Annotated in this window: 13 protein-coding genes; 6 read left to right on the forward strand and 7 right to left on the reverse strand. The window is 64.7% G+C overall.

The window, feature by feature from the left end; all coding sequences use genetic code 11:
- Window positions 1-4 precede the first annotated feature (4 nt).
- From EWV37_RS14030 to EWV37_RS14045, 4 genes are all read left to right on the forward strand, one after another.
- Entirely contained in the window at window positions 5-661 is a 657-nt protein-coding gene (locus EWV37_RS14030) for a response regulator transcription factor (RefSeq protein WP_129702317.1), read from the forward strand.
- A gap of 9 nt (window positions 662-670) precedes the next feature.
- Window positions 671-1876, forward strand: coding sequence for a DUF4097 family beta strand repeat-containing protein (locus EWV37_RS14035; RefSeq protein WP_129702318.1), 1206 nt, complete (start codon window positions 671-673; stop codon window positions 1874-1876).
- A 102-nt stretch (window positions 1877-1978) separates the two neighbouring features.
- A complete protein-coding gene (locus EWV37_RS14040; RefSeq protein ID WP_238663302.1) occupies window positions 1979-3163 on the forward strand; it encodes an MFS transporter in 1185 nt (394 codons plus the stop codon).
- Between the two features lie 225 nt (window positions 3164-3388).
- On the forward strand, window positions 3389-4387 hold the full coding sequence (locus EWV37_RS14045; RefSeq protein WP_129702320.1) for a hypothetical protein: 999 nt from the start codon (window positions 3389-3391) through the stop codon (window positions 4385-4387).
- A 103-nt stretch (window positions 4388-4490) separates the two neighbouring features.
- Here the strand turns inward: EWV37_RS14045 and EWV37_RS14050 are convergent, their stop codons facing one another.
- The 3 genes from EWV37_RS14050 to EWV37_RS14060 all read right to left on the reverse strand — a co-directional run bounded on the left by EWV37_RS14050 (window position 4491) and on the right by EWV37_RS14060 (window position 9042).
- Window positions 4491-6713, reverse strand: a complete 2223-nt coding sequence (locus EWV37_RS14050) for a M23 family metallopeptidase (protein ID WP_129702321.1) — start codon at window positions 6711-6713, stop codon at window positions 4491-4493.
- Between the two features lie 140 nt (window positions 6714-6853).
- Window positions 6854-7378: a mycothiol transferase gene (locus EWV37_RS14055; protein WP_129702322.1), complete on the reverse strand. Its 525-nt coding sequence runs from the start codon at window positions 7376-7378 to the stop codon at window positions 6854-6856.
- Window positions 7379-7497: 119 nt separating this feature from the next.
- Window positions 7498-9042, reverse strand: a complete 1545-nt coding sequence (locus tag EWV37_RS14060) for an MFS transporter (RefSeq protein ID WP_238663306.1) — start codon at window positions 9040-9042, stop codon at window positions 7498-7500.
- 197 nt (window positions 9043-9239) lie between these two features.
- On the opposite strand from EWV37_RS14060, the gene EWV37_RS14065 reads away from it, so the two are divergent.
- Window positions 9240-9779, forward strand: coding sequence for a TetR/AcrR family transcriptional regulator (locus EWV37_RS14065; RefSeq protein ID WP_129702323.1), 540 nt, complete (start codon window positions 9240-9242; stop codon window positions 9777-9779).
- Between the two features lie 156 nt (window positions 9780-9935).
- Here EWV37_RS14065 and EWV37_RS14070 read toward each other — a convergent pair whose 3' ends face one another.
- The gene (locus EWV37_RS14070) at window positions 9936-11129 is read right to left on the reverse strand and encodes a M20 metallopeptidase family protein (RefSeq protein ID WP_129702324.1); all 1194 of its coding nucleotides are present in this window, start codon (window positions 11127-11129) and stop codon (window positions 9936-9938) included.
- Between the two features lie 145 nt (window positions 11130-11274).
- Here EWV37_RS14070 and EWV37_RS14075 point away from each other — a divergent pair, with 145 nt between their 5' ends.
- Entirely contained in the window at window positions 11275-12054 is a 780-nt protein-coding gene (locus EWV37_RS14075; protein WP_129702325.1) for a VOC family protein, read from the forward strand.
- A 213-nt stretch (window positions 12055-12267) separates the two neighbouring features.
- Here EWV37_RS14075 and EWV37_RS14080 read toward each other — a convergent pair whose 3' ends face one another.
- The 3 genes from EWV37_RS14080 to EWV37_RS14090 all read right to left on the reverse strand — a co-directional run bounded on the left by EWV37_RS14080 (window position 12268) and on the right by EWV37_RS14090 (window position 16345).
- Window positions 12268-14544 carry an FtsX-like permease family protein gene (locus tag EWV37_RS14080; RefSeq protein WP_129702326.1) on the reverse strand — a complete coding sequence of 759 codons (2277 nt, stop codon included), beginning with the start codon at window positions 14542-14544 and terminating at the stop codon, window positions 12268-12270.
- Entirely contained in the window at window positions 14544-15401 is an 858-nt protein-coding gene (locus tag EWV37_RS14085; RefSeq protein ID WP_238663304.1) for an ABC transporter ATP-binding protein, read from the reverse strand. Before EWV37_RS14085 ends, EWV37_RS14080 begins: the two co-directional genes overlap by 1 nt.
- 134 nt (window positions 15402-15535) lie before the next feature.
- Window positions 15536-16345 carry a PaaX family transcriptional regulator gene (locus tag EWV37_RS14090; protein WP_095798487.1) on the reverse strand — a complete coding sequence of 270 codons (810 nt, stop codon included), beginning with the start codon at window positions 16343-16345 and terminating at the stop codon, window positions 15536-15538.
- Window positions 16346-16371: the final 26 nt, after the last annotated feature.

Below are 16371 nucleotides of genomic sequence, written 5' to 3' on the forward strand. Positions count from 1 at the left end.
CCCCGTGCGTATCGTGATCGCCGAAGACGCCGTGCTGCTGCGAGCCGGCCTGGTCCGTCTCCTCACCGACGCCGGCCACCAAGTGGTCGCCGAAACCGACACCGCCGAGGGTCTCGTGAAGGCCGTGGAGGAACACCGGCCGGACTTTGCGCTGGTGGACGTGCGGCTCCCACCGTCCTTCACGGACGAGGGCATTCGCGCCGCGGTCCTCATCCGCTCCGCGCACCCGCAGGTGGCCGTGCTCGTGCTCTCCCAGTACGTGGAGGAGCGTTACGCGTCCGAGCTGATTGCCTCGCGCCGCGAAGGCCTGGGTTATCTACTCAAGGACCGTGTGGCGGACGTGGACCAATTCCTGGAATCCGTGCAGACCGTGGGCGAGGGCGGAACCGTCCTGGACCCCGAGGTGCTGACCCAGATTCTGGTGCGCTCCCGCCAGCGTGAGGACCTGGAACTGCTGTCGCCCCGCGAGCGCGAGGTCCTTGGGCTGATGGCGCAGGGCCTGTCCAACGCGTCCATCGCCACGAATCTGTACCTGACCGAATCGGCCGTGGAAAAGCACATCGGCTCGATCTTCACGAAGCTCGGGGTGACGTCAGCGTCCGGCAACCGCCGTGTGCTGGCCGTTCTCAAGTACCTGGGCTACCCGGACCACTCCCTTTAGGACACCGCCATGAGCACACATTTTCCTCCCTCCCAGCCCGACGGCGCTCCCCACGGATCGCCCGAACCCTCACCCCGGGTGCCTTACGATTCCTCGCGCGCTGCGGGACCGCACCCCACCAACCCGCCCATCAACCGAGGTCAGCGCCGCGGCTGGAACACAGCGACCGGCATCATCGGCGGATTGGGTGCGCTGACCCTGTTGGTGGGCGGCGCGGGTGCCGCAACAGCCGCGGTGATGACCCAGGAACGCACCGACACCTGGACCGCTTCCTCCGAGGCCTCGAAGATCGTGGTGGATTCGGACAGCGCCAACGTTCGCGTCCTCACGAGTCCCACGGTCGAGAACGTTGAGGTCAAGTGGCAGGAATTCGGCTGGGGCCTGGGCGACCAGCGTGCGCCCCAGGAATCCGACGGCGTGATCCGCGTGGACGCAGCCGAGCAGACCTCGCGGTGGAACAGCGCCATCAACAACATCGAGATCACGGTGCCGGAGAGTGACACTGACACCTCCCTCGACCTCACCGCGGAACACGGGCTGGTGCATGTGACCGGTGCGTTCGATGAGATCACCGCCACGTCCAAGTTCGGCTCCGTGAGTGCGGATTCCGTCAAGGCCTCAGTGATTGACGCCCGAACCACCAACGGTCAGGTGCTGCTGGACGGCATCGAGGTCAGCGACCGGTTGGACGCCCACACCCGCAACGGCTTCACCTCGGTGCGGGCAACCGGCGAGGCACCGAAGCAGAGCTCAGTGACTGCCGAGTCCGGGGTCTACGAGCTCAAGCTGCCCACCGCCGACTACTGGTACCCGGCCAGCTCCCAGCAGGGCTTCGACGACCCGCGCTCCCCGGAGACGGTCACCCCCGATCGCAGGCAGTGGAACGATTCGTTTGACTCGCGCTTCGACAACGACGCCGCTCCTTCGCCTTCCGTGAGCCCGTCGGCTTCCGCGAGCGCGTCGCCGAGCGCCGGGGCCTCGAGCAAGGCCAGCGCGGCGCCGTCGAACTCCGCGCGTGACGAGAACGGAATCGCAACCGCCTGGACCAGCCAGGACGCCTGTGAAACCGCGCCCGATGGCCGTCCGTGCTTGTTCGTTGCGGGTGAGCCGGCGAGCGCGCAAGACAGCGCGGACATGCGCTACTGGCGCGAAGAGTGGAGCTCCGCCTACGACGAGGCCATGTCGGAGAACCCCTGGGAGTTCCGGAACAACTAGCTCGTTACCGTCAGCTCCCCGCACGGCCAGCGGGCCCGTACCTCCAGGTGAGGTGCGGGCCCGCTTTCACGTCGTATTGACTCAGGCCATACGCTGGTTCCCGTGAGTCCATCGCGCATCCTCAAAGCCCGCATCGCCGTGTCGCTGCTGTTCCTGACCAACGGTGCGATTTACGCGAACCTGCTGCCGCGGCTTCCGGAGATCAAGGACATGTTCGAGCTGACCAACGCGATGTACGGGCTGGTGCTGATCGCGCTGCCCATCGGTGGTGTGGTGGCGGGGCCGTTACCCGCGCCGATCATCCGACGCTTCGGAACCGCCCGAGCTGCCGCCGTGGGATCCGTACTCCTGGCGGGTTCAGTGTTTTTTGCGGCCTCCATTCCACACGTGGCGGTGTTCTTCGTGGGGCTGCTGCTGGCGGGTGCGTTGGACGCCGTTGTCGACACCGCTCAAAATGCCCAGGGTCTGCGGGTGCAACGTTTGGCCGGAGTCTCGATCATCAACTCGATGCACGCCTTGTGGAGTGTGGGTGCCGTGCTGGGCGGGCTCATGGGCACCGCGGCGATCGCGCTGCACTTACCGCTGCCTTTGCACCTGGCGCTCAGCGGCGTCCTGTTCGCGGCGGTGGCCCTGGGTGCCATGCGGTTCTCCCTCCCGGACAGTCACGAAGTTCCCGCGGAGGTCATGACGGATACCGCTGGTGTGCCCATCATCCCCGCGGGTGCGGGCAAGGCGCTGCTGGCGCTCGTGCCTTTCGCTGTGATTGCGATGTCCGGGGTGCTGGTCGAAGACATCGGCAACAACTGGGGTGCCGTGTATCTTCGTGACACTCTGGACGCTCCGGTGACCGTGATGGGTTTCGCCTACGTGGTGATGGTGAGTGCGCAGTTCATCGGACGGCTGCTGGGCGACCGGATGATCAATGCCTTCGGGGAAGTGAACATCACGCGCTTCGGTGGTGCCCTGATCTTCCTGGGCATGGGCACCGTGATCATCGCGGCCAACGTTCCCATGGCCCTGGTGGGCTTCGGCCTGGCCGGTTTCGGTTGCGCGACCCTGGTGCCCAGCGCCTACGCCGCGGCAGACCGCGCTCCCGGGCTCAAACCCGGAACCGGACTCACCCTGGTCAGCTGGAGCATGCGCGTGATCTTCCTGATCTCGCCTCCGCTGGTGGGTGCTCTGGCGGACTCCGTGGGGTTGCGACTGGCCATCCTCTTCGTGCCTCTTATGGGCCTGTTGGCGATCGTCTTCGCCCGGTCGTTGCGGATCCGCGGCAGGGGCCGCTAGCTCCCCGCCGCTAGTCCGCTGTCCCCACCGCGCCTCCAGCCACCAGCCACCAGCCTGAGTTAAGGTTCCCTATTACGTTTTCGGAGGCGAAATCCGGTAATACGGAACCTTAAAACGTCACCAATGTCCAGACACAGTTCCGTCACCGAGGCCCTGAGAGACGGCGGAACCGCAGCCTGTGGATAACGAAATCCGCGTTGGCGGGTATTCGCGTAGGTTCCAGGCATGAAACGTGTTCCCGCTCTTGACCTGGGTGAGCGTCCAGTGGTGAAGTCTTTCGCCGACTGGGGTCGCCGGAATGAGCAGCTCGTTCGAGACCCCGCCATGCAATTGCTCGCCAGAGGGGTCTGGGCGCAAAGTTCCGAGCCGTTGTCTCCCCTCCAGAGAGCGGCGCTTCTGCAGCAGCACCTGCGGACGCGCGATAACCATCTGCGTGTCACCGGACTGAACGCACTCGAACTCTTGGATCTGCCCATCGGGGAAACACAGAGCTGGGTCAATCCGCTGCTGGGCCACCGGGCGGGAGAGAGGGAGTCTGAGTTTGAGACGGCAAAGTTGACTCCCCATCTGTCGTGGCGCGGAACCCGCGTTCGGACTTTCGCCGGTCAGCTTCGGATGACCAAGTCCCGCGGTCTCAGCCGTTATTACGGCCCTTGGGGATGTTTTGTCGCGCATCCGGTCGAGGCTCTGGTCGTGGCGGCTCCCTATCTGTCGATGTGGAGACTCATTGCGTGTGTTGACGCTTTACTGTCACGCAGAATCGTTGTCGATGAAAAAGTGACCCTGCGAGATTTCACTGCGGACGTGATCGAGGATGCACTCGAGTTGTTCCCACCCACTTCACCGTCGGTACGTCGCGTCCGCGCCGCTCTTCGAGCTGCATACGACCAGGTGTGGTCACCCAACGAAACGCTCACCCGGCTCATCGCGCTACGCCACGGGTTCCCACCACCCAGGACGAACTACCATGTGACGCCGCAAGGACGACATTTCTACATCGATCTGGCCTGGCCCGATTCACTGACCGCGATCGAGTACAACGGGGAAGTCCACTACAAGAAGCGATCTCATTACGAGGACGAAAACTACCGGATCCAGCTCATCCGCGACTCCGGCTGGGACGTGCAAGTGCTTGTCTGGCGCGATCTTTGGGAGCCCGAGCGGCGTCGAACATGGCTCAACTTCCTGGCCAGGAACCTGGGCCCGCCTACCCGAAAGTTTTAAGGTTCCCTATCCCCGATTTTCATGTACAAAAAGGGAATAGGGAACCATAAATCCACTACGTGGGTCGGTCAGGCCGATCAGCTGAGCGTGCCAGTCGGGTGGGTCAGCGAGCCGGTGATGAGGCGGGGTCCACGTAGGTGGGGACCTTAGCGAGCATCGTCTGCAACTTGGTGAGTTCCACTGTGGCCGCGTCCGTGAGCTTCTTGTCCTTCGGGGCGGCTGCGGCCTTCTCGACCGCCTCCTGCGTTGCAGTCAGCTGGGCCGTGAACTTCGGATCCTGCTGATCCACCTTGACAGTGACCAATTGCTGCGACAACAACGGCAGCTGAGCGTTTAACTGCGAACCCGTGCCGAACTGCTGCTCCGGAGTCAGCCTTAGCTGCTGATTCACGAACACCTGAGTGCGCTGCTGAAGCTGCTCGAGTGTGGTGAGCGTGGTGATATCTGCTTCGTACGGGTTGACCGTGGGCTTTGCGGGCTTGTCGTTTGACGGAGTATCGCCCTTGGGGTCTTCCGGCGGGGTTCCCGGTTCGACCGGCGCACCGGGGACGGCCGGCTTGGTGGTCTCGGGCTTCGGAGCCTTCGGCGGATCGGCCGGTTGGGTCGGTTCTGCAGGCTTAGTGGGTTCGACCGGCGCCGGCTTCTTCGTGTCAGTAGGCGTCGGCTGCGGCTTGGGCTTGCCAGTGTCAGTAGGCGTCGGCTGAGGCTTCGGCTTGCCAGTCTCAGTAGGAACCGGCTGGGGCTTGGGCTTGCCAGTCTCAGTAGGAACCGGCTGGGGCTTGGGCTTGCCAGTCTCAGTCGGCGTCGGCTGAGGCTTCGGCTTGCCGGTGTTGGCGGGAGCGGGCTTGACCGGGTCGCCCGTTGACGCAGGTTCGCTGGGCTCGGAGGTCGTGGCAGGCTGACTCGGCTTCGGCTTCTTGGTCGCGTCGGGCTTCTTACCGTTGTCCTTTTCAGCCGTGTTCGACGACGCGCCGGAGCCGCTTCCCTGCGACGGACCGCCGCTCGGGCGGGACTTCGTGGCATCGGAGGTAGCGCCGGACGGGCTGCCCGCGTTCACCCGACCCTCGGCGTCGTCGTTGGAGCTGGAGGAGCTCCGAGACGGGCTGGGCTGAGCGGAACGGGACTCAGTCGAGGGAGACTGCGAGCCGCCACTCTGATCGGGTCGTGCGGAATGGGATTGAGTGGCCGAATCCCCCGGTTCACGTGACTGACTCGGCTGTGCCTCTGCCGCGCGCCGCTCCGCGACCGGACCAGGCTCAGCACCAGCACCGTCGCCGGAACCGGCACCCGCGCCGTCGCCATCGCCGGAATCAGAGACAGATGACTCTGCCGGCACATCCTCCGCCGGAGCCGTTTCCCGGCTCAGCGCGATGATTCGTTCCTGCTCATCCTCGGGGACATCGGACATGGGGCCGTTGTCGGTGCCGGGTACGGAACCGTTGTCGGTGGTGGCCTGATCGGTCTGGGCCTGATCTTCCAGGGAATACTTGGGTCGGGAGGCGGGGATGATGCCTTCTCCGGTCTCCCAATCGAAGGACTGTGCGTCCACTGCCTTACCCTCGACCCAGGTCTCGAAGTGCAGGTGCGGGCCGGTCACCCGCAGGCCGGTCTGACCAATGGTGCCGAGCTGCTCGGATGCCTTCAAAGGGTCGCCCACCTGAACCATCACGTCTTTGAGGTGGTTGTAAGTGGTCTTCACTCCGTCCGCATGGGAAACCTCAACGCGGTTACCACCCCATTCGTCCCAGAACACCGCGGTGACGGTGCCTTCCAGGGCAGCGACGACCGGGGTGCCCTCAGAGGTGGAGATGTCCGTGCCGTTGTGGAACTCGCGTTCCTTGGTGTCCGGGGCTACGCGCCAGCCGAACTGACCGCCGTCCAGCACCGTGGGCGGCTGGGCAGGGGCAATGATCGTGTTGAAAGGAAGTTCGCCCTCGAACGTGGCGGGGGCCCGTTTGGCAGGAGCCACCGACGACGGCGCGGAACCGGTTCCGCGGTCGGACACGTTATGCACCTGGCTGGCCACGTAATCCTGGGGGGTGTCCTGAACGTCCGAAATGAGTGCGTCATCGGGCACGGCGGCAAACAAGGAGGGCCGGGATTCGCCCTGTTCATCGGCCTGGGGCTGGCCGAACGTACCGCGATCTTGCGGGTTTTCGGACGACTCGCCCGAGGACTCGTTGGCGTACGCGGATTCCCACGGTGCCGGCGCTGAGCCGTTGCTCAGCGCAACGCTGACCGCCACCAAGGCAGAGAACGAAGCGAAAGCGGTCAAGGCCATGGATGGGCGCTTGGCCGCCGTGTGACGTGCACGTGAACGAGCCATAATCAGTTGTAATCTCCCCAGATTCTTGACCTCGATGACGTTTGCCCTCGACACCGATAGTCAGTACAGCAATCCTAGATGAATCCAGGGTTGATAAACAGTGTCGCCTTGCCCACTTAACCGCTTAATTCCGCGACATTTCAGTACTTTCCGTGCCAGGTGTCCTGCACCAGCCCGCGAACGTACGCAGCCTGGCCGAGGTGCTGTGCGGCGTCGTCGATCGTGGAGACGATCCGCACCCCGCGCGTGACGGGCGGATCCCAGGATTCGTCGATGATTTCGTCCAAGTCCGCGTCACTCAGGAGACGCAGATAGTCGACCGTTGCCGCGGTGACGGAGTCCAGATAACCCTGCAGCAGATCTGGGTCGGTCACGTGGACGCGCGCGACGTCCTCCGGGGTGTCACCGAAGCCGAAATCGTCCGCGCCCCGGTCCAGCTCGAACTTCCGCTCCCAACCCTGCGCGGTCCAGACCTGCTCTGCCCCGAAAAGGTGAGCGATCTGCATATCCTGCTGCCGAGCGGCATGCCAGATCAGCCAGGCAATCGAGTTGTGTTTACCCTCCGGCATGCAATTGAGCACGTCATCCGTGATGCCGTCCAGTACCTCGCCTGCCACCTGCGCGGGTCGCTGCGCCGCATCCACCAACAGTTCGTTCGCGCTCATAATTCGCTGCCTTTCCCTCGACGTTTCCGCTGGTCACTTTACGACGACGCCGCTCGCCCCGTAAGGGGTTTCGGTCCCGTGACAGTCGGGGCAGGTCGGCCGGACCCAACGAATCCAGATCAGTTGAACTCGATGCGGTCCGTGGGCAGGGGTTCGTGGAATCGGACCTTTCGGTCCGCGCGAAGGACCCGGAAGATCACGACAGCGACCAGTACCATCGCAATGCCTCCCACCAGGCTGCTGCCCTGCATGCCGTAGGAGAAAGCCGCGGTCGCGCTTTCCATGACGCTTTCCGCCCACGGTCCGCTCTGGGCCACCTCCACGGCGCCGCCCAAGGTCTGGTGAGCGGCGTCGGCCTGCTCGGGGTTGAGTGCCTGGGGAAGGTCCAAGCGCGATTGGTAGAAAGCTGTGGTCAGACCGCCGAGCACGGCGGTGCCCAGAACGGCGCCCACTTCGTAGCCGGTTTCGGACACGGCCGATGCCGCACCACTCTTGGACTCGGGTACCGAAGACACGACCAGGTCGGTCGACAGCGTGGTGGCCAGTCCGCCACCGGCGCTCATGGCTGCAAAGCCCACCAACACCGGAACCGCAGAGCTTTGCTGATCGGTGAAGGCCACGATCATGAAACCGCCCGCGATCAGCAACAGTCCCGCGACGATCGCCGCGCGAACACCGAACCTCACGGCCAGTTTCGCGGCAGCCATACCGGTCACGATGGCCAGCAACAGCCCGGGAACCATCAACAGACCCGCGGTCATGGGGTCCTTACCGCCCACCAGCTGAAGGTGCTGGGTCAGGAAGAACAGGAAACCGAACAGCGCGATGCTGGCCATCACATTGACGGTGAGACCACCGGAGAAGCGCGAACTGCGGAAGAACCGGAGGTCGAGCATCGGGTAGTTCTTGGCCACCTGGCGGCGGGCGAACAGCAGTCCGCTGAGCACACCGAACGCCATGATCAACAGCCCCTGCAGTACGGAACCTCCGGTGGCCATGGACTTGATGGCGTAGACGACCGGGGCCATGGCGAGGATGGCGAGAACGATGGACAGCGGGTCCACCGGCCCCGGGTTGGGGTCACGGGATTCCGGCAGCAGCAAGGGCCCCGCGACCAAGAACGCCACGAGAACCGGAATGGCCAGCAGGAACACCGAGCCCCACCAGAAGTGATTCAGCAGGAAGCCACCGGCAATGGGGCCCAGGGCGGCACCCGCGCTGAAGCCGGCGGTCCAGATCGCAATGGCCAGGCGTCGTTGGTGGTCATCGCGGAACACAGTGCGCATCAAGGACAAAGTGGCCGGCAACAACATGGAGCCGAACACGGCGATCCCCACGCGGGCGACCACCAACCACCCGGCGGTGGGCGCGAAGGCGGCCAAGGCAGAGATGACCCCGAAACCCGTGGAACCAATCATGAGGATCTTGCGCCGTCCGATCCGGTCCCCCAGGCTGCCCATGGGAATCAAAAGGGCCGCCAGGATCAGCGGATACACATCCACGATCCACAACAATTGCGAAGCCGTGGGGTGCAGGGCCCGGGAAATGGCCGGCAGCGCGAAGCTGAGTGCCGTGTTGTTCACGGATACCAGTAGCACCGGCAACATGAGGACGGCCAGGGCGCCCCACTCTCGGGCACCAGCTTTCTGTCGCTGATCGATCATGGTGGACACGATGAAGACCTCCTCGGTTCTCTGCTGCCGAATGTTCGACATTGATTCGCGAAAAGTACTTCGTCGTACTGCGCGGGCGGTGCCGTAGTGGGCACGGGCCATTTACTTACTGTACCGACTAGACGGTACAGTTAACAATGAAAGCGGGGCAATATTCCCCGGATCCGTTGGGGAGAGGTTTTGCTCACATGCCACGCAAACCACTGGCTCGGGACAAGCTGCTCGAGGCCTTCGAGCGCATCGTCCTCACGGACGGCGAGCGCGCCGCGACCCTCGACGCCGTCGCCGCGGCCGCCGGGGTCTCCAAGGGCGGCCTGCTCTACCATTTCCCGCACCGGCAGGCCCTGGTGGACGCCATGCTGGTCAACCTCGAGTCACTCGCGACCGAGGACCTCGAGCGTCTAACCGCCTCGCCCCGGGGTGCCGCGCGCGAGTTCCTCGCCACCTCGCTCTACGAGGACAGCGCGCTGGACCGCGCCCTGATCGTCGCCTCTCGCCTCATCCAGGCCGGCGACGACGCCGCTCGCGCCGCCTATGCGCGCATCGAGAAAAACTGGTTGGCCGCGGTCCTTGAGGATGTTGGCGACCCCGTAGTCGCTACTGCAGTGGTGTGCATGGGCGATGGGCTGTATCAGCAGGCGTCCATGGGTCTGCTGCCGGAGAGCTCGGCGGAGAAACAGAAGACGCTCGAGCAACTGATGGCCGCGCTGGAGCGCTTGACTGCGTAACTGCCTGGCCCCACGGACATATCTGGCACAGGATTGCGCCTGAACCCCCTCGTTCGCAGCAACCCCGTGCCAATAATGTTCGCGGCCGTGACTCGCTGCCTGAGATGTAGGGCCGCTCGCCCGCCACCCCTCCGGCGGGTCAGTGGCGCGGCCGACTCACTCCGCGGTGTCGGGACCCAGTAGGTCCAGGATCAGCTGGACCTCCAGGGCCGTACCGATGGCCAGGCAGTCCTCCCGCACGTTGAACTTGGGATGGTGGTTCTGGAAGGGGAAGCCCTGCTCCGCGTCGCCGCCGCCCAGGATGATGAAGCAGCCCGGCACCTCGTTGGCGAAGGCCGTAAAGTCTTCGGAGCCGGAGGAGATCTCGCCCTCCCAGGCGTTGTCGTCCCCGGCCACCTTCTTGGCGGACTCGAGCGCCTGGGCGGCCAGAGCGGCGTCGTTGTAGACGATGTCGTAGGCGTCCACCCACTCGTACTCGACCGAGGCGCCGTACGCGGCGCAGATGCCGTTGGTGAGTTCCTCAATGCGACGGAAGGCGAGGTCGGTGTCTTCGGCGGTGCGGGTGCGGACCGAGACGCCAATGGTCGCGCTGTCCGGAATTACGTTGGGTGCCTGACCCGCCTGGATCATGCCGGGGTTGATCACCATGAAGTGCGAGGGGTCCACGCTGCGGGACACGATCGTGTTGAGCCCCACGACCACCTGTGCCGCGACGAGAACGGGATCAATACTGTTCTGCGGCATGGAACCGTGCGAGCCCTGGCCCTTGATGGTGATCCAACCGCCACCGGCCAGCGACGTCGCGGGGCCCGGGCGCACCTGCACGGTTCCCACGGGAGCGTTCATCACGTGCAGGGCGAAGATCCCGTCCAAGCCCTCCATGGCACCGGCCCTGACCATTTCCTGTGCGCCGCCGGGATTGAGTTCTTCCGCGTGCTGGAACACGAAAGTCACCGTGCCGCCGAACAGGTCCGTGTTCTCGGACAGCACCTTGGCCGCGCCCAACTGCATGGCGGTGTGGGTGTCGTGGCCGCAGGCGTGCATCACGCCGTCGACCGTGGATGAGAATTCCTCGCCGGTTTCCTCCTGAACGGGCAGCGCATCCATGTCCGCGCGAAGCCCGATGTTCTTGGCTGGACCCTGACCGGTGCCCTTGAGCACACCCAGCACGGAAGTCGGTGTGGGACGGGAGGTCTCAATGCCCATACCTTGGAGCAGGTCCTCGACCCACTGGGATGTGTTGACCTCCTTGAACGACAGCTCCGGATGGGCATGCATCTGACGCCGCCACTCGATGATCTGCTCGTTGGGAACCGTGAACGACAACTGGTCGTTGGGTCGAACTTCCATGATGAACCTCCTGGGCGCGCCATCGCGCCGCGTTGCCGTTAGCTTGCTCGGAATCTACTCAATCACCCTGGTGGCAACTTTCAAGTGGTCCTAGGCTCGGCAGTGCACGGGCGCGCCAAGCGCCCCACGTGAAAGAAGTACGGTTATGAGCACTCAACCCGCTGGTTCACCCACGTGGATGGACCTGGGAACCCACGACCTGGACGGTGCCGCAGCGTTCTACGGCGAAATGTTCGGCTGGAGTTTCGACGACCAGGGTGAAGACTTCGGCCACTACAACATGATCACCAACAACGGCGCCCCGGTGGGCGGCGCCATGAGCAGCCTGATGGGTCCGGAGGGTCCCACCGAGGAGCCCCAGAACCCCACCGCCTGGACCGTCTATCTGCACTCGGACGACATCGAATCGACCCTGAACAAGATCACGGAGCAGGGTGGCAAGATTTACTACCCCGCCATGCCCGTGGGCGAATTGGGCTCCATGGCGATCGCCGAGGATCCGTCAGGCGCCGCCTTTGGACTGTGGCAGCCCAATCAGTTCGACGGTTTCGAGTTCACGGGCAAGCACGGTTCGCCCGTGTGGTTCGAAGCCATGGTTAGCGATTTCGACGCCGCCCTGCCTTTCTACCGCGAGGCCCTCGGCTGGGATACGCACGCCATGGGCGGGGACGAGGAGTTCCGATACGTGACCAACGGTGAGGACCGCGCTGCCACCGCCGGTTTGTGCGACGCCTCCCCGTGGGGCGATATGCCCTCCTACTGGCGCCTGTACATCGGCGTGGACAACACTGACGAGTCGCTGGAGAAGCTCAAGGAGCTCGGTGGCACCGTGCTGGACGGCCCCGAGGACTCACCTTTCGGCCGCCTGGCAACTGTCCAAGACCCCCAGGGGGCATCCTTCCAAATCATCCAGATACAGGAGTAGTGTGCTCCGCGGCGGTGCCGGTACACACGCTGCCGCCAACACCCCACCAGATGGGGAGCAGGGCCCGTCATCCGATGGTCGGTCGGATGACGGGCCCTTGTTCTTCGCGGCCAGTCACGGCCGGTCGCCGCCGGTCACAGCCGAGGACGAACCGGCTGAAATGAATCGGTGAGTCCGTTGCCGGCGAGAGACGAACCGGGGCGACGGGAGCGGCTAGTCCACCCGGGCCATACCCTCCACCGGAGAGACTCGGGTGGCCCGGCGCACCGGGGCGGCCGAGGCCAGCACCGCCACCACCACGGCGGCCAGGATGATCGCCAGGAAGCCGGCCCACGGAACCGTCAGTTCCACGGTCATGTCCTCGGTCACCAGGGACATCACGCCCAGTGTTCCGAAGGCCCAACCGATCACCAGGCCCACGATCGTGGCCACCAGTGAGATCACGAGTGCCTCGCGGCGGATCATGGCGGCCAACTGTCGGCGGGTCAGGCCCAGCGCCCGCAACAGGGAGTTCTCGCGGACGCGTTCGAGCACCGACAGGGACATGGTCGAGGCGATACCGAGCACGGACACGACCACCGCTGCGGCCAGCAGTCCCAGGGTGACCGCGAGCATCACTTCCAGGATGGATACGTAACTGGCCTTTTCTAGGAGCGCGCCCTGGAGATCGCCCGGGGTCACGTTCAGGATGCCGGCGACCTTTTCCTGCAACTGCGCGGCGGCAGACGTATTCAGGGACTGAACAGCGTCGATCTGGGCGACTGCACCGTCCGCGGCGGCCGGGTCGGTGGTCTTGACGCCCAGCACGCCGTCCAACTCCGAGATCTCACGAATCTGATCCGGGCTCACCTGTCCCGCCCCTGCGGGAACGGAGATGTCCACGGGACGTTGCTGATCCAGTTCGCTGAGCAGGTTGGCCCTGGCTACGTGTTGGCCGGTGAGTACGGTGGCCACCAGCAGCACGCCGATCAACAACGCGGTGGCTGTGGTTGCGGTGCGCGCCGGATAGCGGGCGGCGTTCACCGCGGCCAGGCGGGAGGGCTGGCCACCGGGAAGGATTCGTCCCACCCCCTGCACGAGCGGGGGTAGGTACAACCGCGCGGTCATCACTACGCCCAGGAAGCTCGCCAGACCGCCGGCGATGCCTAGAAGGGGTTCATGCACAGCCACCCCGAGTACCAGGGTCCCGGCGCCGGCCACGAGAATCAAGGCGCCCAGGACCACGCGAACGCGGGGAACGCCGTCGGCGGCACGAGAACCACGCAAGCCGTCCAGTGGCGAGGCCCCGTGGGCGCGGCGGGCGGGACCGAGCGAGGCAATCATGGTGAGCACGATGCCCGTGAGGAAACCCACCAGGAGGTCACGAGGAGCCACCGTCACGGTCACCACGCTGATCAGACCGGATGCTTTCAGAACCACGGCGAGCCCCCAGACGACGGCCACGCCGATCAGGGCACCCACGATCCCCAGGACCAGTCCTTCGGTGAGCACCGAGCGACGCACCTGCTTGCTCGTGGCACCCACGCACCGCAGCAGTGCGAGTTCACGGGCACGCTGGGCGGTCAGCACCGAGAGCGTGTTGGTCACGACCAGCAGGGCGACCAGGATCGACAGCCCCGCGAAAGCCAGCAAGAACATGGTCAGAACGTTGGATCCTGCCGCGAGTTGATCGATGGTTTCTTCGGTCAACTGCTCGGGGGTAATCACCCGGAGCTCTGGCTGTTCCCCCTGACCGGCCGCCAGAATCCTGGCCACATCGGTGTTCAGTCCCTGGATTCGGGCGTCGTTAGCGGAACCATCCAGCGTGAGTTGGATTGCCTGCAACGGGCGGTCCCCCATCATCTGACCGGGCGAGAAACGGGTCAGGCCGTCGTTGGTGAGCCACAGGCTCGCGAACGCTCCCGTGGCCGAATTTTCGCTCAGGCCGCTCACCGAATATTTCTTGGCCGCCGACGGCGCTCCCACACCTTGGCCGGCCGCCTCACCGTCCCCAGCGGGTGCGCCGGCCAGTTCCTGGAGGGAAACGGTGTCCCCCACTCCCACCTTGAGCTTTTCCGCGAGGGACTCCGAAACCAGCGCCTGGTCAGCTGAGTTCGGAAAGGTTCCCTGCTCGATCTTTGCCGGGAGTAGCGACGGGTCATCCGGCAGGTTGGCCACCGGCGCGGCCGAACCGTCAGCGGCAACGGTGGAGGAGCTGGGGATGGCGATCGTCGAGTACTGGGCCCACACGGAGTCCACCCCGTCCACGCGGGAGATTTCATCAATCTGCTGGGGGGTGGCGCTGAAGCTGGAAGTCGCGTCTGTCTTGGTGGTGACTACGGCATCCGCGTTCTTGTATTGAGCCACCACATCATTGGTCATGCTGGCGGTCAGCGTGCTCGACAGGCCGAGTGCGGCAGTCATGAATCCGGCGGACACCGCCACCACAGCAAGAACCATCAGGTAGCGAGTCCACTGCAGGCGGAGTCTGGACAGGACGACGGCGCGCATCAGTGATCACCCGTCGCGGCGTCGTCGGCCTGGATGCGGCCGTCCCTGACCCGGACCACGCGGTCGGCGGCCTTGGCGACCTCGGGATCGTGCGTCACGATGACCACGGTCTGGTTGAACTCGTCCACGCTGCGGCGCAGCATGCCCAGGACCTCGTGGGAGGTGGTGCTGTCGAGAGCGCCGGTGGGTTCGTCCGCGATGATCACCGACGGTTCGGGAAACAGCGCACGCGCGATCGCCACGCGCTGTTGCTGACCTCCGGACATCTCGTCCGGTCGATGCTCCAACCGGGAGCGGATGCCCAGTGTGTCAGCCAGTGCCTCGAGCCGTTGCGCGTTGACCTTCTTGCCGGCGAGTGACAGGGGAAGTTCGATGTTCTGCCGCGCGGTGAGCGTGGGCACCAGGTTGAATGCTTGGAACACGAAACCCACGTGATCGCGGCGGAAGCGGGTGAGCTGATCGTCCGACAGGCCGGTGATGTCCTGGCCGCCCACCACGATGCGCGTGTTGGGGTCCTTGTCCGGAACGTCCAAGCCGGCCAAGCAGTGCACCAGGGTCGATTTACCCGATCCGGAGGGACCCATTACGGCCACCAGGGTGCCCGCGGGGATTTCAATGCTCACTCGGTCCAACGCCTTGACGGAGGCCTCACCGGTTCCGTAGGTGCGGGAGACGTTCGCGGCGACCACGGCCAGCGAGCGGTGTTGCTGGTGCTGGCCTTGCGTGTGCCGCGCAGAATTCTGGTCCGTGGGTGACGATGCGGTGGAGCCTGCCTGTGTCTGGCCGGTCGGCTGCTGGGTCTGCTGCCCCCACGGCAGGCCCTTCGAGTGCTGGGTTTCGGTGCGAGTCGTGTTCATGCTTCAACTCTGTCCAATTCAAGACACGAGCACATCGGGCGGGGGTACCGAACCCGCAGGTCATCCCCTCATCCTGGGGTCTGAGACAGCCGCGCCAAACCATGCTCGGGAATGAGAATTCAGCCTCGCAGCAGTCAGGAGACCGCGGACTTGATGTCTACGGACGTCACTCGGTCCACTTCGGTGAAGACATCCTGCGCTGTGCGCGCCGGCCAGTCTGTGGGTACGAGCGCCGCGGGAAGCATGGGGGTTCGCCGGGTGATCTCCAACCATTCCGTGTTCACCAACAACCGGCGGTGCAATGATGCGTTGTGGTCCATGACGAAGGGACTCCAGCGTTCGATGAACTCTTCGTAACCGCGCGAGATCTCGGCCAGATCGAAAGCTTCCCGCAGGATCTGGTCATGGGTCGTGGAACCGGCCGGAACACTGGTGAACGCACGGACGCACTCGCTGCCCTCGATGGCACTCACCAAGCGGTCCACGTCCAGGACACCCGGTGCGACCCACACGCCGTTCTGCAAGCGTCCAAACCCGCCCCATTCGAGCGCGGATTGCAATTGCCGCCGCAGATTTCTGGCCTTTTCGGGGAGCGAGTAGAACACATGGGTCCATTGACCGTCCCAATCCTGCATCAGCACATCCGGGTCGTGCACGCGCACGTATCCCTCCTGCAGAACCGGCATGCCTCGAGCGCCAATGGAGTACACCGTTTCCCGGCCCAGACGCTGCTTGGTCATGAACCCCTTCTTGGACATCCGAGCCAAGGTCATGCGGGTTGCGTCCTCGGAAACGCCCAGAGGTTTGAGTACTTCGATGATCCCCTTGGTCGTAAGCCACAAGTCCTCGACCGCCACGTACATGCCGAACAGCGCCATGATGGCGGTCTGCGCCGTGGGTCCTTCGAACTCCGGGAGGTCCGAGGGCGCGGTGTCAGTGCTCATGAAGTCCTTCTGGCAGCGGGGGCGGG

Source organism: Kocuria carniphila (assembly GCF_004136555.1).
In the GTDB taxonomy this organism is placed as follows: Bacteria; Actinomycetota; Actinomycetes; order Actinomycetales; family Micrococcaceae; genus Kocuria; species Kocuria carniphila.